The organism is Nonomuraea sp. B10E15, from assembly GCF_039871615.1.
GTDB lineage: Bacteria > Actinomycetota > Actinomycetes > Streptosporangiales > Streptosporangiaceae > Nonomuraea.
On sequence record NZ_JBDPMB010000001.1, the window covers coordinates 227,785 to 248,171 of the forward strand.

The window sequence follows — 20,387 nt, forward strand, 5'->3', positions numbered from 1 at the left end:
CTTTCATGGGGGTGGGCTGGAGAAGCCGGTGAGTAACACGGGTCGGCTCGGGTCAATGGTCCTGTCGCCAGGCGTCGAGGCGGATGAGGTTGATCGCGGTGGCGGCCAGGCAGTGACCTATGTGGGTGGCGCGGATGCTCTTGTGGCTGCTGCGGCGGATGCCCGTGCGGTGGATGATCCGGCCGGCCGTCGATTCGATGCCCGCCCGAGGGCGGTCGCGGGCCCGCCTGGTCAGCTCGGGCACCTCTCGGGCAGACTGCGGATCCAGCCACACAAGACCCACCACGCCGGTCGATCCCGGGACTCACCTCTGCTCTCATCGATTCGCCCTGATCGCGTACGGTGATTTCGGAGATCGGCAACGGGGTCACGAATCCCGGAGATTCCGTTCCGGCCCGGACAAGGTCGCGTGGCGCCTCGTCAGCCTGCGCCGCTCCGGAGAGCGGGCTTGCCGGACCTCCGCCAGAGGGCGCTCATCCGTGTCGCCTTCACCTCCGGTGTGTGGCGACCCACTCGTCCACCAGGGCGCAGAGCTGGTCGAGTGCCTCCTCGACGCGCCCCCTGTCGCCGGTGGTGAGCAGGTCGATCTGCAGCCCGGTGTAGGCCGAGTTGGCCAGCGTGGAGATGCGCAGCGCGTCGGCCTCGGGCACGCCCCGCTCGCGCAGCAGCCCTGCCACGAACTCCGACCGGTCCGCCAGCAGCCGCGGGACGTGGCCGCGCAGACGCCCGCCCGCGGCCAGCCCCTCGATCTCGTGGACGAGCCGCGCGATGGGCAGGTTGTCCTCCGAGGACTGCCAGTCCCAGGTGCGGCGGATGATCGTGCCCACGCTGTCGGAGCCCGCCCAGCCGGGCAGCGAGCGCAACCAGGCGCGGTGCCGTTCGTCGAGGCGCTCCATGGTGGCCGAGAGAAGCTCGTCCTTGTCGGCGAAGTGGTGCGTCAGCACGCGCGTGGACTTGCCCAGATGCTCGGCCAGCGGCCGCATCGAGAGCGTCGAGAGGCCGTGTCCCGCCAGATAGTCGACGATCCGGTCGAGCAGCTCGGCGCGGCGGTTGGGGTCGGCGGTCCTGGCCATGGGCTGATTATTCCTTTGACGTCATTGAGGTGACGACTGTTACCCTATCCGGGCAACGACTGTTACCTTAATCAAGGGGATCCCCATGTCCGTTGACGTGCGGCAGCGTGCCCGCGTGCCCGCATGGTTGCTCGCGCTGGCCTTCACCACGTTCGCCTTCGCCACCGACGACTACGTGGTCGCGGGCGTGCTGCCGGCCATCTCCGCCGATCTCGGCGTCAGCGAGGCGGCCGGCGGGCAGCTGGTCACCGTGTTCTCCCTGGCCTTCGCGCTGGGGGCGCCCGTGGCGTCCGTGGTGACCGCCACCTGGCCGAGGCGCGGGCTGATCACCGGCGCCCTGGCGCTCTTCGTGGCCGCCAACTGGGCGGCCGCGTTCGCCGGCTCGTACGCCGTGCTCATGGGCCTGCGGGTGCTGGCGGCGCTCGCCGCGGCGGCCGTCGTGCCGGCCGCGTACGCCATCGCGACCTCCATGGCCCCGGAAGGACGCCAGGGACGCTACCTGGCTCTCGTGATGGGCGGGCTGACCGGCTCCCTGATGCTGGGCGTGCCCATCGGAACCTGGGTGGGAGGAGCGTTCGGCTGGCCGGCCACGTTCGTGGCCGGCGGGCTGCTGGGGCTCGCCGCGCTCGTGGCGACCAGGCTCACGCTGCCCGAGCCGCCGCCGGGGGAGGCCATGCCCATGGGGCGCCGGCTGGCCCCGCTGGCCCGGCCCCGGGTGCTGGTCGGCCTGCTCGGGATCGTGGCCATCGTCCTGGGCAGCATGATGCTGATGACGTACCTCGCGCCGTTCCTGCGCGATCTGGCCGGGGCCGGGCCCGCCGAGCTGGGCTGGGTCTTCGCCATGGCCGGGCTGGCCGGGCTGGTGGGCGGGCAGTTCGGGGGGCGCGCCGCCGACCGGTGGGGCGCGGACCGGGCGCTGATGGCCGGGATCGCCGGGTTCACGGCGGTGATGGCGGCCTTCACCGCCTGCTGGCTCCTGCGGCCGATGACGCTGCTCGCGCTCCTGCCCTTGCTGGCGCTGTGGGCGGCCGTGTCGTGGTGGATCCCGCCGCCCGCGCAGACCCGGCTGCTCGCGATGGCGGGCCCCGCCGCGCCGCAGGCGCTCGCGCTCAACAGCAGCGCCGTCTATGTCGGGGTGTCGGGTGGCGGGGCGCTCGGCGGGCTCGTGCTCGACGCCCACGGCAGCGGCTGGCTGCCCGCCGCCGCGGCCGTGGCCGAACTGGCCGCGCTCGCGCTGTTCTGGACGGCGAGCCGGCTGCGCGCCTGACGCGGGCGGTCAGGTCGAGGCGGCGGGTCGGGGGTGGGCGGGCGCTCAGTCCCAGGCCGCGGGGTCGGAGGCGAGCAGCCGGATGCGCTCGGGCAGCGTGCCGGAGGCGACCTGCTCCAGCGTGACCTCCTCCAGGATGGAGCGTTCGGTGGCCCGCAGCGCGATCCACACCTGCTGCAGCGACTCAGCGGGCCCTCGGTAGCCGACATGCTCGGGCCGCTCGCCGCGCACGTTGGCGAGCGGGCCGTCCACCGCCCTGATCACGTCGGCCAGGGAGATCTCGGCGGCGGCGCGGGCCAGCACGTAACCGCCCTCCGGCCCCCGCTGCCCGCGCACCAACCCGGCGCGGCGCATCTGCAGCAGGATGTTCTCCAGATATTTGGGGGGCATGTCCTGCTCTTTGGCGAGCTCGCCCACAGTAGTCGGGCCGGCACCGGCTGCGGCGAGTTCGGCGGCGGCGCGGAGGGCGTAGTCGACACGAGCGGAAAGGCGCATGTTCTTGATTATCCCTCCTGGTCAAGACTGGTAGGTCGCAAGGCCGTCAGAACGGGCGCCCGGCGCTAAACTTCTAACAACCTTTTCGATTGACGGGTGGGGAATTCCGCGTGGAGCGACGCCCTGGTGTGCCCAGGCTGCTGAGGGAGATCAACGACCGGGCCGCGCTGGAGCTGTTGCTGGCCACCGGCCCCATGACCCGCGGGCAGATCGGCGACCTGACCGGCCTGTCCAAGGTCACGGCCTCGCAGACGCTGGCCAGGCTGGAGGAGCGCGGCCTGGTCGAGGTGGTCGGCACCCAGGCCGGCGGGCGCGGCCCCAACGCCGCCCTCTACTCCGTGATCCCCTCCAGCGCGTACGTCGCCGGCCTGGAGGTCGGGCCCGAGCTGATCTCCGCCGCGGTCGCCGACATCCACGGCCGCACCATCGCCGAGGTCACCGTCGATCCCCAGGGCGACGACGACCCGGTCTCCGTGGTGCACGACGCGATCGCCAAGGCCTGCCGCAGCGCCAAGGTCAGCCTGGCCAGGCTGCGCGGCGTCGTGATCGGCACCCCCGGCGTGGTCGACCCGCGCAGCGGCGACGTGCGCTTCTCGTTCGACCTGCCCGGCTGGCACGAGGGCATCCACGAAGCCCTCGCCGATGACCTGCGGCGGGAGGTGACCATCGAGAACGACGTCAACCTCGCCGCCATCGCCGAGCGCGTCGACGGCGCGGCGCAGGGGATCGACGACTTCGTGCTGCTGTGGGCGAGCCGCGGGCTCGGTCTCGCGGTCATGCTCGGCGGCAAGCTGCACCGGGGGCGGGCCGGCAGCGCCGGCGAGATCGGCTACCTGCCGGTGCCCGGCGTCCCGCTGCCCGAGGACATCCGCACCATGCCGGGGCGCCTGCCGTCGCTGGCGGGCGGCCTGCAGTCGCTGGTCAGCGCCGAGGCGGTGACCGAGCTGGCTCGTGGCCACGGTTTCGCGGCCGGCAGCGCGGGCGAGTGCGTCCAGGTCGCGGTGGCGGCGGGCGCCGAGGGCGAGCCGCTGCTCTCCGAGATCGCCGACCGGCTCGCCCTGGGCGTGGCCGCGGTGTGCGTGATCCTCGACCCCGGCCTGGTGGTGCTGGGCGGCGTGGTCGGCCACGCGGGCGGCGCCGCCCTCACGTCCCGGGTGGAGGAGGCGGTGGCCCGCATCTGCCCGGTGCGCCCCCAGGTCGTCACCACCATGGTGACCGGCCAGAACCCGGTGCTGCGCGGCGCCGTGCTGGCCGCGCTCGACCAGGCCCGCGAGGCCCTGCTCGCCTCCTAGGCCCGACCCGCCCGAAGCCGGACGGGGCCGGCCGCGGCCGTCTAGCGTCCGCCGAGCAGTTCGACGGCGGCCTGGGCGTTGGGCCTGGCGGCCCCGTACGTCGCGATGTAGGCGGCGCCGCCAGGCTGCCACACGGGCAGCCCCATCTCGATGACCGTGGTGTCGCGGCGGGCCGCCAGCAGCGCGGAGACCAGGTCCTGGCTGGCCTGGTGGCGGTGCGCGTCCTTGACCACCACGACCAGCGACCGGTTCGCGGCCTTGGCCAGCAGCACGGGGACGTCCGCGGCCGCGGGCCCGACCCTGACGATCTCCGCTTCGGGCAGCCACGGGCCCACGCCCCAGGGCACGTCGCCCACGGCGATCGTCGGCGGCGTGTCCACCTCGATCACCAGGGGCTCGACCAGAGGTTCCGGGGCGCCGGTCAGCCGTACGGCGCGGCGGGCGGCGTGCAGGCCGACGCCGTTCTGCTCCGCCGCCGCCACGTGGGGCCCGCCGAACCAGGCGCGCAGCGCCGCCACCCGCTCCGCGGCCTGTTCCAGCCGCTCCAGCGGCAGCCGGTCCTCGCGCACGGCGGTGACGATCGCCGCGATGATCGCCTGGATGTCGTCGTAGGTGGGCAGCGGGCCGAGGCAGAGCAGGTCGGCGCCGGAGGCGAGCGTCAGCACCGCGCCCCCGGCCAGGCCCACGCTCTTGGTGATGGCGTGCATGTCGAGCGCGTCGGTGACGACCACGCCGTCGTAGCCGAGCTCGCCCCTCAAGAGCCCGGTCAGCGCGGGTCCGGACAGCGTGGCGGGGGCGTCGCCCGTCACCGCCGGCACCGCCACGTGCGCGGTCATCACCGACTTGGCCCCGGCGCCGATCGCCGCGCGGAACGGGGCCAGCTCGCGCTCCCGCAGCACGTCCAGGCCGACGTCCACGACCGGTACCGCGAGGTGGGAGTCCACCCGGGTGGCGCCGTGGCCCGGGAAGTGCTTGACGCAGGCGGCCACGCCGCCCGCCTGCAGACCCCGTACGGCCGCCACCGTGTGCCTGGCGACCAGCTCCGCGTCCGTGCCGAACGACCTGGTGCCGATCACCGGGTTGTCCGCCTCGGTGTTGACGTCCGCGCTCGGCGCCATGTTCAGGTTCACGCCGCAGGCGGCCAGCTCGGCGGCGATCGCCTGGTGCACGCGGTGGGTCAGCTCGACGTCGTCCACCGCGCCGAGCGCCGCGTTCCCCGGGTACGGGCTGCCGACGTGGTACGCCAGCCGCGTCACGTCCCCGCCCTCCTCGTCGAGCGAGATGACGGGCTCACCGGCGGCGCGCAGCGTGGTGGTCAGGTCGCGCACCTGGCCGGGCTCGGCCACGTTGAAGCCGAAGAGTGTGACACCGCCGAGACCGTGCTCGAGCTCGCGCAGCACCCATTCGGGCGCCGTGGTGCCCTGGAAAGCGGCGAGCAGCGTGCCGGCCGCGAGGCGGCGCAGCCCCCGATCACTCTGGCTCATCGGACCTTCCTTTCGTTGGAGACCCCGGGCACGTGCCTCGGGGCGGAAGCGAACCGCCGTGCAGCGGTGCGTGGATCGACGGGTGCGGTCCGGGCGAAACGTCCCGCGAAGCGGAAGGGTCCAGGCCGGGATCTCCCGGATCGTCCGCGGGGAGCGGGCCGGCCGTTTTCCGGCAGGGCGGAGTACGGCACGGCGTGCCGTACGGATGCGGACGTCAGCCCTTCACGGCCCCGGCGACCAGGCCGGAGACCATGCGGCGCTGGACGACGAGGAAGAAGATGACGACGGGGATGGTCATCATCGTGGAGGTGGCCATGATGGCGCCCCAGTCGGTGCCCTTCTGGCCGAAGAAGTACTGCAGGGCGACGGGCATGGTGTACTTGGTCGGGTCGCTGATCAGGTACAGCGACATGATGAGCTCGTTCCACGCGGTGATGAACGAGAAGATGCTGGTCGCGACGAGCCCGGGGGCCACCAGCGGGAAGAGCACCTTCCAGAAGGTGGTGAACCGGCCTGCCCCGTCGATCCAGGCCGCCTCCTCCAGCGACTTGGGCACCGCGGCGACGAACGTGCGGAGCATCCAGATCCCGAACGGCAGGGTCAGCGCCACCTGCGTGACGATCAGGCCGAGCAGCTGGTCGTAGAGGCCCAGCCGCTTGACGCTCAGGAACAGCGGGATGACCAGCGCCTCGGCGGGGATCATCTGCACGACGAGCAGCAGCGCGAGGAACGGCGTGCGGCCCTTGAACCTGAAGCGGGCCACCGCCGTGGCCGACAGCAGCGCGAAGACGGCTCCGATCAGGATCGTGCCGAGCGCGACGATGGCGCTGTTGCGCATGTAGAGCCAGATGGAGTGCCCGGCCACGCCCTCGGAGAGCACGCGCTGCACGTGCTCGAAGGTGAAGTGCGTCGGGAACGGGATGAAGTCGGTGGTGAAGATCTGGTCGTTGGCCTTGAAGGCGGTGGAGACCATCCAGTAGACGGGGAAGGTGGCCACCACGAAGACCAGCACGCCCAGCGTGTTGAGCGTGACCTTGCCCAGGCGTCTGCGGGCCAGCGGGGTCATCACGTGTCCTCCTGCTTGAACATCTGCCGGATGTAGGCCGCCGTGACGATCAGCAGGATCACGGTCAGCACGAGGGCGATGGCCGCGCCCGAGCCCATCTTCGGCGGGGCCTTGAACGCCTCGGTCACCGCGTACATCGACAGGTTGTAGGCCTCCCGGTTGTTCGTGCCTGCCAGCACGTAGAGCTGGGAGAAGACCTTGAAGTCCCAGATGATCGAGAGCACGGTCAGCACCGCGAACACCGGCTTCAGCAGCGGGAACGTGATCCTCCAGAACGTCCGCCACGGGGCGGCGCCGTCGACCCTGGCGGCCTCGTAGAGCTCGGCGGGGACCCCCTTGAGCCCGGCCAGCACCGAGACGGCGACGAACGGGAAGCCTGCCCAGACCACGCAGATGACCAGCACCATGTAGATGGACCAGGCGTCGTTGAGCCAGGGCTCGCCGGTCCAGTCGGCCCGGCCGAACAGGGCGGTGGAGAGCCAGTCGGGCAGCAGGTTGAGCGCCCAGTTGACGATGCCGGCCTCGGCGTCGAACAACCAGCGCCAGATCACGCCCTGCGCCACCGGCGGCACCGCCCAGGCGAACATGATGCCGATGATGACGAACAGCGACATCTTCTTGCCGAGCCGGTGCAGCAGCACGCCGACGGCGGTGCCGAGCACGAGGGTGAGCGGCACCGCGATCACGGCGAACACCACCGTGTTGCGGAGCGAGGACCAGAAGATGTCGTTGTCGACGAAGGCGGTGAAGTTGTCCAGCCCGACCCAGGTGGCCGGCTTCTTGCCGGAGATCTGGACCAGGCCCACCTTCTGGAAGGCGATGATCGCCATCTGGATCAGCGGGTAGAGCAGCAGCGCGCCGATGACCAGCAGGCCGGGGACGAGCAGGACGTAGGGGATGGACCACGCGGGCAGCCCGCTGGCCTTGCGCGGCGGGCTCGGGCGGCGCGGTCCCGGGCCGGAGGAGCGGCCTCCGCCCCGGGAAAGCGTTGACGTGTTCGTCATAGGCTCAGGAGGCGTTGAGGATGTCTTCGAGTTCCTTGTTGGCCGCGGCCAGCGCCTCGTCGGCGGACGCCTTGCCCTCGATGACCTTGCGGGCGGCGTTCTGCAGCACCGCCTTGGTCTCGTTGGCCTCGGTCCACTGCGGATCGGCGGGGAAGGCCTTGGCCTTGGCGAAGGCGGCGGCGAACGGCGCCTGCACCGGGTCTTCGGCCAGCTTGGCGAGGGCCTCGGGATAGACGGGGAGCAGGCCGCCGTCGGTGGCGTACTTGACGCCCCATTCCTTGCCGGATGCCAGCTTCACGAACTCCTTGGCCGCGTCCTTCTCCTCCGAGGTGCCCCAGACGGCGATGTCGTTGCCGCCGAGGAAGGCCTGCGCCTCGCCGCCCGACTGGGACGGGAGGGCGAAGAAGGCGAGCTTGTCGCCCTTGAGCTTGCCCTTGCTGTCCTCCTCGATTCCGGCGAGGTCCCACGCGGCGGTGAGGTACATGCCGACCTTGTGGTTGGCGAAGCGGGTGCGGATCTCGCTGGTGTTCTGGTTGAGGCGTGACTTGCTGGACAGGCCGTCGGTGACCAGGCCGGTGTACTGCGCGAAGCCGGTCTTGAAGCCCGGCTCGGTCAGCTTGCCGACCCACTTGTCCCCCTCCTTGACGGCGTACTCGCCGCCGGCGGTCCAGGAGAGGGCGCCGAGCAGGTGGTTGGCGTCGGAGCCGCCGTTGAAGGCGAAGCCGTCGACGTCGGAGCCCTTCTCGGCCTGGATCTTCTTGGCGGCGGCGACGAGCTCGTCCCAGGTCTTGGGCACCTCGATCTTGAGCTCCTTGAACCAGTCGGCGCGGTAGAGCACCGCCCGGGTGCCGCCGCCCCACGGCACGGCGTACGTCTCGCCGTCGATGGTCTCCAGGCCCATCAGGTTCTTCGGGATCTGGGCCTGGTCGCCCGAGGCCACGATGTCGGTGACCGGCTCCAGCGCCTCCTGGCTCTGCCAGAGCGGGACCTGGTCGTTGCCGATCTCGGTGACGTCGGGGCCGGCGCCGCCCGCCGCCGCGGCCGTGAACTTGTCGTTGACCTGGGCCCATGGAATCCACTCGACCTTCACCTTGGCGCCGGTCTGCTTCTCGAACTCGGCGACCAGCTGGTCGGTGTACTTCTGGGCGTCGGGGTTGGTGTCGCCCAGGCGCCAGAAGGTCAGGGTCTTGCCGGCGTACTTGGGCCCGCTCGCGGCGGCCGCGCTCGGTGAGGACTCAGGCGTCTCGCCGGACCCGCAGGCTGCCAGGCCCAGGGCCAGGGCGGCCGTGGTGACCGTGGTGGCTGTGATCTTCGCGATCCTCACAGGGTTCTCCCTTCCCGGGTGCCGGCCTACGGTCCGCACCAGGCTGATCGTCAATGCCGAACGATGCTGATAAACTAACAAGAAACTTTCCTTAATAAAACGCCCGTTAGCCGATCGTGACGAGAGGGGCCACGTCGATGAGCCGAGACCCGGGAACCCCTCGGTTGTTGCGCCGGCTGAACGACCGGGCGGCGCTCGAACTGCTCATCGGAGACGGCCCCCTCACCCGCGCCCAGCTCGGGGAACGGACCGGGCTGTCCAAGGTCACCGCAGGTCAGCTCCTCGTCAGGCTCGAAGAGCGGGGGCTCGTCGAGGTCACGGGGGAGCGGGCAGGCGGCAGGGGGCCACACGCCGCCCTTTACGCCGTGGTGCCCTCCTGCGCCTACGTCGCCGGGCTCGAGGTCCTGCCCGACAGCCTCCGCGTCGGTGTGGCGGACATCACAGGCAGGACCGTGGTCGAGATCACACTCAACCCCTCGGACGGCCGGGATCCGGTCGAGGCGGTGCACGCGGCCGTGCGGCGGGCCTGCGACGCGGCGAACATCGACCTGTCACGGTTGCGCTCCTTCGTCATCGGCACCCGAGGCGTGGTCGACCCGGTCAGCGGGGACGTGCGCTGGTCGTACGACCTGCCGGCCTGGCACGTCGGCGTGCTGGCCAGCCTGCGCGAGACGCTCGGCGCCTCGGTGACGATCGAGAACGACGTCAACCTGGTCGCCCTCGCCGAGCACGAGCACGGAGCGGCCGCCGGGCACGACGACTTCGTGGTGATCTGGGCGGGCGTCGGCCAGGGGCTCGGCGTCATGCTGGGCGGCAGGCTGCACCGCGGCATCACCGGGGGAGCGGGCGAGATCGGCTGGCTCCCGGTGCCGGGCGAGCCGCTGCCCGCCGACGTCTCCCAGCCGCAGTCGGGCTCGTTCCAGCGCCTGGTGGGACACGACGCCCTGCGCGGCCTGGCCGAGCGGCGCGGGCTGACCGGCAACACGGTGCCCGACCTCGTGCGCAGCGGCGACGAGGGCTATCTGGACGAGGTGGCGCGGCGGCTGGCCGTGGGCGCGGCGGCCGTGACGGTCGTGCTCGACCCCGGGCTGATCGTGCTGAGCGGCGACGTCGGCAGGGCGGGCGGCGCGCGGCTGGCCGCCAAGGTGCAGGAGGCGGTGGCGCGCGTGTGCCCCAGCCGGCCCACCGTGGTCACGACCGGGGTCGCCGGCAACCCGGTGTTGCGCGGCGCCCTGGTGGCGGCGCTGGAACAGGCCCGGGAACAGGTTTTCTCCGACACTGTGTGAGAATTTCTGCCCATGTGGCAGTCCCCGAACGATGTCGTGCTCATCTCGGACCCCCGTGTCGCCTCCGTCCCGGTGCAGGAGTGCGGCGAACCGCTGACCGACGTACGCGGGCGGCTGCGCGTGGACACGCGCATGGCCGACGCCGACGGCGCGTACGCCCACCTGCGATCCGGCCTGCTCGACCGCCTGGAGAAGGCGGAAGCCCTGCTGCCCGACGGCTATCACCTGCTGATCGTCGAGGGCTACCGCCCCATCGCGACGCAGCGGCGGATCTTCGACGAATACCGGGCGGAGCTGGAGGCGGCGTTCCCCGACATGTCGCCCGACGAGTCTTATGTCGCGGCGAGCCGTTACGTGTCTCCCGTCGAGGTCGCCCCCCACACCGCAGGCGCCGCCGTCGACCTGACCCTGTGCGCCCCCAACGGCACCGAATATGACATGGGCACCCAGGTCAACGACAACCCCGAGCAGAGCGACGGCGCCTGCTACACCGCCGCCCCCACCATCTCCGACGACGCCCGCGCCCACCGCAAGCTCCTCGCCGCCGCGCTGGAGCCCGTCGGGCTGGTCAACTATCCCACGGAGTGGTGGCACTGGTCCTACGGCGACCGCTACTGGGCCATGGCCACACGCGCCTCTTACGCCCTCTACGGACCCATCTGACAAGCACCTGTCGGACGGGTTTCCCCGAGGGCACGGTACGGGCACAACTTCGTACGGAGGCTTTTGGACTCCCCAACGAGGTGTGGGCATGGTTCCGTTGATCGGGATCGAAGAGGAATACCTCGTCGTCGATCCCCGCACCCGCCACGTGGCTCCCCGAGCGGCCGAAGTCCTGGCCGCGGCCACGGACGTGCTGGACGTGGTGCAAGAAATCACCCGATTCCAGGTGGAGGCACGCACGCCGCCGTCCGCCGACCTGAGCGAGCTGGGCTCGCAGCTGCGCACCGTGCGCAAGGAAGTGGCGGACGCGGCCCGCAGGTGCGGGCTGGCCGTCGTCGCGAGCGGCATCCCCGTCCTGGGGAACGTCATGCAGCCGCCGCTCACCGACGACGACCGTTACCACCAGGGCAGGGTGCTCTACCGCGCGCTGCAGGACGAGATCAGCATCTGCGCCCTGCACGTGCACGTGGACGTCCCCGACGAGGAGCACGCCGTCTATGTCGGCAACCACCTGCGGCCGTGGTTGCCCACGCTGATCGCGCTGGCCGCCAACTCGCCGTTCTTCGTGGGGCGCGACACCGGGTACGCGTCCTGGCGGGTGATCAGCTGGGGCCGCTGGCCGGTCTCCGGCGCGCCCCCCTACTTCCCGTCGTACCGCGACTACGAGCTCGCGCTGCGCTCGCTGGCGGAGTCGGGCGTGCTGCTCGACTCCAGGACCGTCTTCTGGGACTCCCGACCGTCGCCGCGGTTGCCGACCGTGGAGATCAGGGTGGCCGACGTGCCCCTCGACGTGGCCGACAGCCTCACCCTGATCGGCCTCATCCGCGCCCTGGTCGTGACCTCCCTGGAGGCCGTCGGGCGCGGCGACCGAGGGCTGCCGGTCCCCGCCGAGGTGCTGCGCGCCGCCTACTGGCGGGCCGCCCGCGACGGGCTGCTGGGCGACAGCATGGACGTGCGGCACGGCACGCTCGTGCCCGCCCCGGTGATGGCCGGGCGCCTCCTCGAGCACGTACGCCCCGCGCTGTCGGAGGCGGGCGACCTGACGTTCGTCCAGGAGGGTCTGGACCGGCTGCTGCGCCAGGGCTCGGGAGCCATGCGCCAGCGCCGGGTGCACTCCAGGGGCAACGACCTGGCCGAGGTGGTGGACGACCTGATCGAGGCGACGGTCGCCTAGACCAGGACCGTGGTCACCGGGGTGCTAACCCTTCGCCGGGTCGACCTCGGCGAAGGACCTGCCCACGGCGATGTTGTCGTGGAAGACCGTGCGGCTGGTGACGTCGGTCGGCCCGCTGTTCCAGGCCGGCTTGTAGATGCCCCACTTCAGGTAGCCCTGGGTCGTGGCGTCGTCGTTGAAGGTGTTGGGCCCGGTGGCGGTCACGACCTTGCGCCAGCCGGGGCTCTTGTGGGTCTGGTACCAGCCGTCGACGGCGCCCTGACTGCCGTGGCTCCACGCGAACCTGAAGACGAAGTCGTGCCACTGCCCCGGCCGCACCTCGGCGAGGTCGAAGCTCACCTTCTTCACGGAGTCCGGGGTCGAGCAGGCGTTGCCGTCGGAGTTGACCCTGAGCCGCCATTTCCCCGAGGGCTGCACGGTGAGGAAGGCGCTGGGGGCTTTGTCGGCCTCGCACTTGTCACGCCAGGGCTTCCACTGGAAGAGGATGTCCTCCCTGGAGTCGCTCTGCCAGCTGCTCGCCAGGTAGATGCTGAACCCGTAGTAGACGGTCCTGCCGGACCTGAAGTGGCTGTCCTTGACCTTCATCGAATGGCTCTCGGCCCGGCTGCCCCCGGCGACCGCCGCGTCGCCGTACTTCAGGATGCTGCGGATCGCGTACTTGCCGGTCCGCGGCAGATCGTCGACCTGGATCGAATGCTTGCAGCACTCGTTGAACCCCAGCGCCGGCTGCCCCGAGCTGCTCGCGCCGTTCTCGTAATCGAGCCGGAGGACAGCGGCCGACGCGTGAGCGTTCACGGGCCAGAGGCCGACGGCGGCGAACACCGACATGGCCGCGGACACCGGCTTGGCGAAAGCGCACACCTGGGTTGGTCACTCCTCGGGTCGGGAGCACGGCGGCGGCCTCGCGTCCCGCGCGCCGCCGTGCTGGGCGAAGGCCGCCACTCTACGGGGGCGCGCACCGTGCCGGTGTCAGGTGATCACCCGGCAACCGGCCCTCGGCGCGGCTTCCCCGAGCGACGGTCACGCCGCTCGGCTCATCGACCGGCGTCACCGGCCGACGGCGTAGCCCTGCGCGCCCCGCGGGTTGGCGGCGGCCTTGAGGAAGGCGCCGTCACGGGCGACCGCGCTGAGCCGGCCCAGCGCCCACGGACCCTGCGCCTCCACCTCGTGCCCGCGCCGCCGCAGCTCCGCGACGACGCCCGGGTCGAGGCGGTCCTCGACGTGCAGGACGCCGGGGCGCGAGCCGCGCGGGAAGAACGAGCTGGGGAAGTGCTCGGAGTGGAACATGGGGGCGTCGATGGCCTCCTGCAGGTTCAGCCCGCCGTGCACGACGGAGAGGAAGAAGTTCGGGCTCCACTGGTCCTGCTGGTCGCCGCCCGGGGTGCCGAACGCCAGCCACGGCCGGCCGTCCCTGAGCGCGAACGAGGGCGACAGCGTGGTGCGCGGCCGCGCACCGGGCCGCAACGACGCCGGCAGGCCCTCCTGCAGCCAGAACATCTGCGCCCGCGTCCCCAGGCAGAAGCCCAGCGCGGGAATGGTGGGCGAGCTCTGCAGCCAGCCGCCGCTGGGCGTGGCCGAGACCATGTTGCCGTGCCGGTCGACCACGTCGACGTGGCAGGTGTCGCCCCTGACCGTGCCGTCGGCGGCGGTCACCTCCACGCCGCCCGCGCTCTTGGCGACCGTGGGCTCGCCGACACCCTGCGGGGCGCGCGCGCCGGAGACGCCGGGGGCGCTGCTGGAGGTGCCGGGCGCGGGGAGGACGGGCAGCCTGGGCGTCCGGCCGCCGGGCGCTCCCGGCCGCAGCTCCATGCTGGCCTCGGGGCCGACGAGGGCGCGCCGCCCCGCGTTGTACGCCTCGCCCAGCAGATCGGACATGGGCACGTCGGCGTCGCCGTACCAGGCCTCGCGGTCGGCGAAGGCGAGCTTGGCGGCCTCCGTCACCGTGTGCACGTAGTCGGCGCTGAGATATCCCATCGCGTCCAGGTCGAACCCGGACAGCAGCGCGAGCTGCTGCAGGAACACCGGGCCCTGCCCCCACGGCCCCGTCTTGCACACGGTGTGCCCGCGGTAGTCGAAGGTCACGGGATCCTCGACGGAGGCCGCCCAGCCGGCCAGGTCGTCGCCGGTCAGCAGCCCGCCGTGCACCTCGCCGGAGCTGTCGCGCCAGGCCGTCTTGGCGCTGAACTCGGCGATCGCCTCCGCGACGAAGCCTTCGTACCAGGCCTTCCTGGCGGCGGCGAGCTGACCCTCGCGGGTGCTCGACGCCGACTCGGCCTCCGCCACCAGCCGCCGGTAGGTGGCGGCCAGCACCGGGTTGGCCAGCTTCGACCCCGGCGCGGGCGCGGCGCCGCCGGGCAGCCACGTCGCCGCCGACGTCGGCCAGTCGTCGGTGAACAGCCCCGCGACCGACTCGATCGTGGCGGAGATCCGCTCCAGCACCGGCACGCCGTGCTCGGCGTAGTGGATCGCGGGGGCCAGCACGTCGGCCAGCGACCAGGTGCCCCAGCGCTCCAGCATGAGCATCCAGCCGCCGAACGCCCCCGGCACGGTCGCCGCCAGCAGCCCCGTGCCGGGCACCACGTCCAGGCCCAGCCCGGTGTAGTGCTCGATCGTGGCCGCGGCGGGTGCCACGCCCTGGCCGCACACCACCGACACCTTCTGGTCGGCCTCGCTCCACAGCAGGATCGGCACCTCACCGCCAGGGCCGTTCAGATGGGGCTCGGCGACCTGCAGCACGAACCCGGCGGCAACGGCCGCGTCGAAGGCGTTGCCGCCGCGTTCCAGCACGCCCATGCCGGCGGCTGACGCCAGCCAGTGCGTGCTGGCGACCATGCCGAAGTCGCCTGAGAGCTCGGGCCTGGTGGTGAACAAACCATTCTCCTTCTAGCGATGAGCGGCCGCGTCGGGGATGCGGTCCGCCGTGACGAGGTGACACGCGGCCGGATGCCCGTTGCCCCGCGCGTCGGTCAAGGGGGGCTCGTCGGTGCGGCAGGCGTCGTACGCCAGCGGGCACCGCGTGTGGAACCGGCACCCGGAGGGCGGATCGACCGGGCTCGGCACGTCGCCGCCGAGCACGATCCTGCGCCGCTCGCGCTGCCGCACCGGATCGGCCACCGGGGCCGCCGACAGCAGCGCCTGCGTGTACGGGTGCCGCGGCGCGGCGAAGATCTCGGCCTTCGGGCCCGACTCCACGATCTTGCCCAGGTACATGACGGCGATCCGGTCGGCCAGGAACTCCACGACCGACAGGTCATGCGTGATGAACAGGCAGGAGAAGCCCATGTCCCGCTGCAGATCCGTGATCAGGTTGAGCACGGACGCCTGCACGGACACGTCGAGCGCCGACACCGGCTCGTCCGCCACGACCAGCTTCGGCTCCAGGACCAGCGCCCTGGCCAGCCCCACCCGCTGGCGCTGCCCGCCGGACAGCTCGTGCGGGAACCGCGAGCGCATCTCCTGCCGCAGCCCGACCTTCTCCAGCATGGCCGACACCCGCTCGGAGGCGCCCCGGCGGTCGGCCACCTTGTGCCGCAGCAGCGGCTCGCCGACGATCTGCTCGATCGTGAAGCGCGGGTTGAGCGAGGAGAAGGGGTCCTGGAAGACCATGTGCATGTCCCGGCGCAGCGGGCGCATGGCCCGGCGCGACAGGCGGGTGATGTCGCGGCCGGCCAGCTCGATCGTGCCCGCGGTCGGGTCGGTCAGGCGCAGCACGCACTTGCCCACCGTGGACTTGCCGCTGCCGGACTCGCCGACCAGGCCGAGCACCTCGCCCTGGCCGATCTCCAGCGACAGGCCGTCCACGGCGCGCACCTGGCCGTAGTGCTTGACCAGGTCGTCGATGCGCAGGATCACTCCGTGCCTCCCGGGTGAAAGCAGGCCGCCAGATGGCCTTCCGCCTGGCGTACGAGCGAGGGCCGCGAGAGGCGGCAGTCGGCCTGGACGCGCGGGCAGCGGTCGTGGAAGGCGCACTCGTCGGGGTCGGACAGCGGCGAGGGCACCATGCCGGGGATCTCGGCCAGCCGCCCGCCGACCGCGGCGGTGGGCAGGGCCTGCATCAACCCCAGCGTGTACGGGTGGCGCGGGTTCGCGAACAGCTCGGTCACCGTGGCCTGCTCCACGGCGCGGCCCGCGTACATGACCACGGCCCGGTCGGCGATGTCGGCCACCACGCCCAGGTCGTGCGTGATCAGGATGATCGCGGTGCCGAGCCGGTCGCGCAGGTCGCGGAAGACGTCCAGCACGCCCGCCTGGATCGTCACGTCGAGCGCCGTGGTGGGCTCGTCGGCGATCAGGACCCGGGGAGAGCAGGCCACCGCGATCGCGATCATCACGCGTTGCCGCATGCCTCCGGACAGCTGGTGCGGATACTCCTTCATCCTGCGCGCCGCCGCCGGGATGCCGACCAGCTCCAGCAGCTCGACCGCGCGGTCGCCGGCCGCCCGCCGAGACAGGCCCTCGTGCCTGCGCAGCACCTCGGTGATCTGGTAGCCGACGCTGAACGACGGGTTGAGCGAGGTCATCGGCTCCTGGAAGACGACCGAGACGTCCTTGCCGCGTACGTGCCGCAGGTCCGGCTCGGGCAGCGTGGTGAGCTCGCGGCCGTCCAGCCGCACCGAGCCGGACAACCGGGTCGTGTCGGGCGGCAGCAGCCGGGGCACCGACATCGCGGTGACCGACTTGCCGCAGCCGGACTCGCCGCACAACGCCAGGATCTCGCCCTCGTCCAGGGTGAGCGAGATGTCCCTGACCGCCTGCACCAGGCCGTCCTCGGTGTCGAACCCGACGGTCAGGTCGGTGATCTCCAGCAGGCTCATCGGCCGCTCCTCGGGTCCAGTACGTCGCGCAGCCCGTCACCGAGCAGGTTGAAGCCGAGCGTGGCCAGGGCGATCATCAGGCCGGGCCAGATGGCCAGCCACGGCGCGTCGCTCAGGTACTGCTGCGCGGTGGTCAGCATCACTCCCCACGAGGCCGTCGGCGGTTGCACGCCGAGCCCGAGGAACGACAGCGTGGACTCGCCGATGATGGCCGCCGGGATCGCCACCGTGGCCTGCACGATGAGCGGGCTGGCGCAGTTGGGCAGCACGTACCTGAAGATGATGTGCCCGTCGCCGGCGCCGTCGGCGACGGCCGCCGCCACGTAGTCCATCTCCCTGACCGCCAGCACCTCGCCCCGGGTGATGCGGACGACGGCGGGCAGCTGGGAGAAGCCCAGCGCCAGCACCACGCCCTTCAGTGACGGCCCGATGATCGCCGCCAGGCCCACCGCGAACACCAGGAAGGGGAAGGCCAGCGTCACGTCCACCAGCCGCATCACGACCGGGTCGAGCCAGCGCCGGTAGAACCCGGCGACCAGCCCGATCGGGATGCCCACCGCCATCGCGAGCAGGGTCGACAGCACCCCGGCCTGGAGCGACACCTGCGCGCCGTGCGCGATCCTGGCGAACGCGTCCCTGCCCAGGTCGTCGGTGCCCATCAGGTGCGCGGGCGACGGCGGTGCCAGCGTGGCCAGGTAGTCCTGCGCGGCCGGGTCGCCGGTCACCAGCGGCCCCGCCAGGGCCAGCAGGACGAAACCCGCGACCAGCACCAGCCCGGCCATCGGCATCGGCCGCCGCCGGAAGCGCCGCCACAACCTGCGCCTGCGGGCGGCCCGGCCCGCCGCGACGGCCTGTTCAGTCATGGGAGCCCCCTGACAGCCTGATCCGCGGGTTGAGGAAGGCGTAGGCGATGTCGACCAGGAGGTTGACGACGACGTAGCCGATCACGGTGATCAGCACCACGGCCTGGATGACGGGGTAGTTCCTGGTCAGCACCGCGTCCACGGTCAGCTTGCCGAACCCGGGGATCACGAAGATCTGCTCCGTCACCACGGCGCCGCTGATCAGGGCGCCGAGCTGGAGGCCGAGCACGGTGACGACGGTCGTCAGGCTGTTGCGCAGCGCGTGCGCGCCCACGACCTTGGCCTCCGACAGGCCCTTGGACCGCGCGGTCCTGACGTAGTCGGCCGACAGCGCGCCCAGCATGGCCGAGCGGGTCTGCCGCATCAGGATGGCCGCGAAGCCGGTCCCGAGCACGAGGGCGGGCAGGATCATGCGCTGCAGGTTCTCGGCCGGGTCCTGGGTGAACGGCACGTATCCGGAGGCGGGCAGCACCCGCCAGGTGACCGCGAACAGCAGGATGGCGAGCAGGCCCAGCCAGAAGTGCGGCACCGACAACCCGGCCAGGCCGAACCCGGTGGCGACGTAGTCGGCGACCTTGCCGCGGCGCACCGCCGCCACGATGCCCGCGCCCACGCCGATGACGATCGCGACCAGCATGGCGAGGGCGGACAGTTCCAGCGTCACCGGCAGCCGCTCGGCGATGATGTCGATCACCGGGAGCTGGTCCTGCGTGGAGCGGCCGAGGTTGCCGGTCAGGGTCTGGCCGATGTAGTCGACGTACTGTGCGGGCAGTGGTTTGTCCAGGCCGAACTCCTGCCGGATGGCCTCGACCACCTCGGGCGAGGCCTCCTGTCCCGCCATGACGGTGGCCGGGTCGCCGGGCAGCGCCCTGATCCCCAGGAAGATCAGGACACTGCCCAGGAACATGACGATCACCGCGGATCCGCAGCGCCGGAGGATGAACCAGAGCATCAGGAGGTGAACCCGGCGGTGACGAAGCGCGGCAGGCCGTCCTTGAAGTACTGGACTCCGGCGACGTTCTTGTTCATGCCCAGGTAGTACTTGTTGTGGTAGAGGTACACGATCCCGCGCAGCTCGGCGATCTTCTTCGTCGCGCTGCTGTAGAGCTCCGCCCGCTTGGCGGTGTCCGACTCTGCGGCCGCCTCCTTGACCGGGTCGTCGATGCCCGGGTCGGACATGCCGCTGTAGTTGTTGGCGCCGCGGCTGGTGACCATGCCGGTGAGGTTGCCGTCCGGGTCCACCCGGCCCGACCAGCCGACCAGCATGGCGTCGAAGTCGCCGGCCTTGCCCTGCTCCAGGTTGCTGACGAACTCGCCCGTCTTCACGCTCACGTTGAAGCCCGCCTCCTTGGCCATCTGCTGGATGACCTGCGCCAGGCGGATGTTGGTGGCGTCGTTGGGCGTGTTGAGGCTGACGGGGATCGGCGTCGGCACGCCGGAGGCCTGGACGAGCTGCTTGGCCTTGGCGACGTCGCGCTTCGAGCACTGCAGGTCCTGCGCCCGGTAGGGGCTGTCCAGCGGCAGGGGCGAGCAGTCGGCCTCGTACAGGCCGTTGTAGACGGTCTTGTTGATCAGCTCGCGGTCGAGGGACAGCTCGAACGCCTCGCGCAGCTGCGGGTTCTTGCCCAGCGCCGTGTCCACCGCGCCGGCCTTCTCCGTGGCCCCGTCGGCGTTGCCGACGTTGATCGTGACGCCGTAGTAGCCGAGGCCGCCGCCCGCCACGACCTTCAGGTTGGGGTCGGCCTGCACGCCCTTGACCGTGGTGGTGGCGAGCTGGTCGGCCACCTGAACGTCGCCGGACTTCAGGTTGGCGGCCCGTACGTTGGGGTCGATAATGATCTTGTAGACGAGCTTGTCGAGCTTGACCTTGGCCGCGTCGTAGTAGTCGGGCGCCTTCTCCAGCACGATCTGGCTGCCGGAGGTGCGGCCGGCGAACGCGAACGGTCCCACGCACACGGGGCTCGCGCCGAAGTTGTCGCCCGCCTCGTCCAGCGCCTTGGGCGACATGATCATGCCGGCGCGGTCGGCGAGCTGCGCGGTCAGCGGGGTGAACGCCTGCGAGAGCGTGAGCCTGACCGTGGCGGGGTCGACCACGGTGACCTTGTCGACCGGGGCGAGGTCGGCCTGGCGCGCCGACTTCTTCCAGGTGCGGTGCCGGTCGAGCGACTTCTTGACGGCCTCGGCGTCGAGCGGTGTCCCGTCGTTGAACTTCACGCCCTCGCGCAGCTTGATCGTCACCTCCTTGCCGTCGTCGGAGACCTCCGGCAGGGCGGCGGCCAGTTGCGGCACCAGAGCCGACGCCGCGTCGATGTCGTAGAGCTTCTCGCACATGTTCGCGAAGACCTCGCGACCCACCAGCGTGGTCGCGGAGCTCGGGTCGAGTGCGTCGGGGTCGGCGTTGAGCGCGATGTTGAGCGTGCCGCCCGCTTTGACCGGCCGGTTGTCGGTGGTGGCGTCGGCGATGGATGGAGGTGCGGCGGGCGTGCCGGTGGATCCGCCTCCGCCGCATGCCGCCAGGGCCACGGGGAGAACGGCGAGCGCCGCGAAGAGCCTGGGGGACGGTCTCATGGGGCCTCCGTAGA

Annotated in this window: 19 protein-coding genes; 5 read left to right on the forward strand and 14 right to left on the reverse strand. The window is 71.6% G+C overall.

The window, feature by feature from the left end:
• Positions 1-52: 52 nt before the first annotated feature.
• Both ABGB14_RS01090 and ABGB14_RS01095 read right to left on the reverse strand, forming a co-directional pair.
• Positions 53-286 (reverse strand): hypothetical protein, encoded by a 234-nt coding sequence (locus ABGB14_RS01090; protein WP_347641598.1) that lies wholly within the window; start codon positions 284-286, stop codon positions 53-55.
• Positions 287-488: 202 nt separating this feature from the next.
• Positions 489-1,073 (reverse strand): TetR/AcrR family transcriptional regulator, encoded by a 585-nt coding sequence (locus ABGB14_RS01095; RefSeq protein ID WP_347641599.1) that lies wholly within the window; start codon positions 1,071-1,073, stop codon positions 489-491.
• 85 nt (positions 1,074-1,158) lie between these two features.
• Between ABGB14_RS01095 and ABGB14_RS01100 the strand changes: the two genes are divergently transcribed.
• Entirely contained in the window at positions 1,159-2,340 is a 1,182-nt protein-coding gene (locus ABGB14_RS01100) for an MFS transporter (protein WP_347641600.1), read from the forward strand.
• 45 nt (positions 2,341-2,385) lie between these two features.
• Here the strand turns inward: ABGB14_RS01100 and ABGB14_RS01105 are convergent, their stop codons facing one another.
• The gene (locus ABGB14_RS01105; RefSeq protein ID WP_347620262.1) at positions 2,386-2,835 is read right to left on the reverse strand and encodes an Rrf2 family transcriptional regulator; all 450 of its coding nucleotides are present in this window, start codon (positions 2,833-2,835) and stop codon (positions 2,386-2,388) included.
• A 110-nt stretch (positions 2,836-2,945) separates the two neighbouring features.
• Between ABGB14_RS01105 and ABGB14_RS01110 the strand changes: the two genes are divergently transcribed.
• On the forward strand, positions 2,946-4,127 hold the full coding sequence (locus ABGB14_RS01110) for an ROK family transcriptional regulator (protein WP_347641601.1): 1,182 nt from the start codon (positions 2,946-2,948) through the stop codon (positions 4,125-4,127).
• Positions 4,128-4,168: 41 nt separating this feature from the next.
• Here the strand turns inward: ABGB14_RS01110 and ABGB14_RS01115 are convergent, their stop codons facing one another.
• The 4 genes from ABGB14_RS01115 to ABGB14_RS01130 form a co-directional block, all read right to left on the reverse strand.
• On the reverse strand, positions 4,169-5,611 hold the full coding sequence (locus tag ABGB14_RS01115; protein WP_347641602.1) for a glycoside hydrolase family 3 protein: 1,443 nt from the start codon (positions 5,609-5,611) through the stop codon (positions 4,169-4,171).
• Positions 5,612-5,825: 214 nt separating this feature from the next.
• On the reverse strand, positions 5,826-6,677 hold the full coding sequence (locus ABGB14_RS01120; protein ID WP_347643104.1) for a carbohydrate ABC transporter permease: 852 nt from the start codon (positions 6,675-6,677) through the stop codon (positions 5,826-5,828).
• Complete coding sequence (locus ABGB14_RS01125; RefSeq protein WP_347641603.1) at positions 6,677-7,681, reverse strand: sugar ABC transporter permease; 1,005 nt, start codon at positions 7,679-7,681, stop codon at positions 6,677-6,679. The genes ABGB14_RS01120 and ABGB14_RS01125 overlap by 1 nt, the downstream gene beginning before the upstream one ends.
• A 4-nt stretch (positions 7,682-7,685) precedes the next feature.
• A complete protein-coding gene (locus tag ABGB14_RS01130) occupies positions 7,686-9,005 on the reverse strand; it encodes an extracellular solute-binding protein (protein ID WP_347641604.1) in 1,320 nt (439 codons plus the stop codon).
• Positions 9,006-9,142: 137 nt separating this feature from the next.
• Between ABGB14_RS01130 and ABGB14_RS01135 the strand changes: the two genes are divergently transcribed.
• From ABGB14_RS01135 to ABGB14_RS01145, 3 genes are all read left to right on the forward strand, one after another.
• Positions 9,143-10,291 carry an ROK family transcriptional regulator gene (locus tag ABGB14_RS01135; RefSeq protein WP_347641605.1) on the forward strand — a complete coding sequence of 383 codons (1,149 nt, stop codon included), beginning with the start codon at positions 9,143-9,145 and terminating at the stop codon, positions 10,289-10,291.
• 12 nt (positions 10,292-10,303) lie between these two features.
• Positions 10,304-10,954: a M15 family metallopeptidase gene (locus ABGB14_RS01140; RefSeq protein WP_347641606.1), complete on the forward strand. Its 651-nt coding sequence runs from the start codon at positions 10,304-10,306 to the stop codon at positions 10,952-10,954.
• An 88-nt stretch (positions 10,955-11,042) separates the two neighbouring features.
• Entirely contained in the window at positions 11,043-12,128 is a 1,086-nt protein-coding gene (locus ABGB14_RS01145; RefSeq protein WP_347641607.1) for a glutamate--cysteine ligase, read from the forward strand.
• Positions 12,129-12,152: 24 nt separating this feature from the next.
• On the opposite strand, the gene ABGB14_RS01150 is transcribed toward ABGB14_RS01145, so the two are convergent.
• From ABGB14_RS01150 to ABGB14_RS01180, 7 genes are all read right to left on the reverse strand, one after another.
• Positions 12,153-12,989 (reverse strand): polysaccharide lyase, encoded by an 837-nt coding sequence (locus tag ABGB14_RS01150; RefSeq protein ID WP_347641608.1) that lies wholly within the window; start codon positions 12,987-12,989, stop codon positions 12,153-12,155.
• A gap of 186 nt (positions 12,990-13,175) precedes the next feature.
• Positions 13,176-14,960, reverse strand: coding sequence for a gamma-glutamyltransferase family protein (locus tag ABGB14_RS01155; RefSeq protein ID WP_347643105.1), 1,785 nt, complete (start codon positions 14,958-14,960; stop codon positions 13,176-13,178).
• 51 nt (positions 14,961-15,011) lie between these two features.
• Positions 15,012-15,980, reverse strand: a complete 969-nt coding sequence (locus tag ABGB14_RS01160; protein WP_347641609.1) for an oligopeptide/dipeptide ABC transporter ATP-binding protein — start codon at positions 15,978-15,980, stop codon at positions 15,012-15,014.
• Entirely contained in the window at positions 15,977-16,942 is a 966-nt protein-coding gene (locus ABGB14_RS01165; protein WP_347641610.1) for an ABC transporter ATP-binding protein, read from the reverse strand. The genes ABGB14_RS01160 and ABGB14_RS01165 overlap by 4 nt, the downstream gene beginning before the upstream one ends.
• Positions 16,939-17,805, reverse strand: coding sequence for an ABC transporter permease (locus ABGB14_RS01170; protein WP_347641611.1), 867 nt, complete (start codon positions 17,803-17,805; stop codon positions 16,939-16,941). Before ABGB14_RS01170 ends, ABGB14_RS01165 begins: the two co-directional genes overlap by 4 nt.
• Positions 17,798-18,757, reverse strand: coding sequence for an ABC transporter permease (locus ABGB14_RS01175; RefSeq protein WP_347641612.1), 960 nt, complete (start codon positions 18,755-18,757; stop codon positions 17,798-17,800). Before ABGB14_RS01175 ends, ABGB14_RS01170 begins: the two co-directional genes overlap by 8 nt.
• A complete protein-coding gene (locus tag ABGB14_RS01180) occupies positions 18,757-20,373 on the reverse strand; it encodes an ABC transporter substrate-binding protein (RefSeq protein ID WP_347641613.1) in 1,617 nt (538 codons plus the stop codon). The genes ABGB14_RS01175 and ABGB14_RS01180 overlap by 1 nt, the downstream gene beginning before the upstream one ends.
• Positions 20,374-20,387 lie beyond the last annotated feature (14 nt).

Coding starts and splice junctions, on each gene's coding strand:
- ABGB14_RS01170 (WP_347641611.1), bottom strand. CDS start 17,805: ATGACTGAACAGGCCGTCGCGGCGGGCCGGGCCGCCCGCAGGCGCAGG.
- ABGB14_RS01135 (WP_347641605.1), top strand. CDS start 9,143: ATGAGCCGAGACCCGGGAACCCCTCGGTTGTTGCGCCGGCTGAACGAC.
- ABGB14_RS01100 (WP_347641600.1), top strand. CDS start 1,159: ATGTCCGTTGACGTGCGGCAGCGTGCCCGCGTGCCCGCATGGTTGCTC.
- ABGB14_RS01140 (WP_347641606.1), top strand. CDS start 10,304: ATGTGGCAGTCCCCGAACGATGTCGTGCTCATCTCGGACCCCCGTGTC.
- ABGB14_RS01095 (WP_347641599.1), bottom strand. CDS start 1,073: ATGGCCAGGACCGCCGACCCCAACCGCCGCGCCGAGCTGCTCGACCGG.
- ABGB14_RS01125 (WP_347641603.1), bottom strand. CDS start 7,681: ATGACGAACACGTCAACGCTTTCCCGGGGCGGAGGCCGCTCCTCCGGC.
- ABGB14_RS01115 (WP_347641602.1), bottom strand. CDS start 5,611: ATGAGCCAGAGTGATCGGGGGCTGCGCCGCCTCGCGGCCGGCACGCTG.
- ABGB14_RS01180 (WP_347641613.1), bottom strand. CDS start 20,373: ATGAGACCGTCCCCCAGGCTCTTCGCGGCGCTCGCCGTTCTCCCCGTG.
- ABGB14_RS01155 (WP_347643105.1), bottom strand. CDS start 14,960: ATGGTCGCCAGCACGCACTGGCTGGCGTCAGCCGCCGGCATGGGCGTG.
- ABGB14_RS01120 (WP_347643104.1), bottom strand. CDS start 6,677: ATGACCCCGCTGGCCCGCAGACGCCTGGGCAAGGTCACGCTCAACACG.
- ABGB14_RS01145 (WP_347641607.1), top strand. CDS start 11,043: ATGGTTCCGTTGATCGGGATCGAAGAGGAATACCTCGTCGTCGATCCC.
- ABGB14_RS01165 (WP_347641610.1), bottom strand. CDS start 16,942: ATGAGCCTGCTGGAGATCACCGACCTGACCGTCGGGTTCGACACCGAG.
- ABGB14_RS01175 (WP_347641612.1), bottom strand. CDS start 18,757: ATGCTCTGGTTCATCCTCCGGCGCTGCGGATCCGCGGTGATCGTCATG.
- ABGB14_RS01105 (WP_347620262.1), bottom strand. CDS start 2,835: ATGCGCCTTTCCGCTCGTGTCGACTACGCCCTCCGCGCCGCCGCCGAA.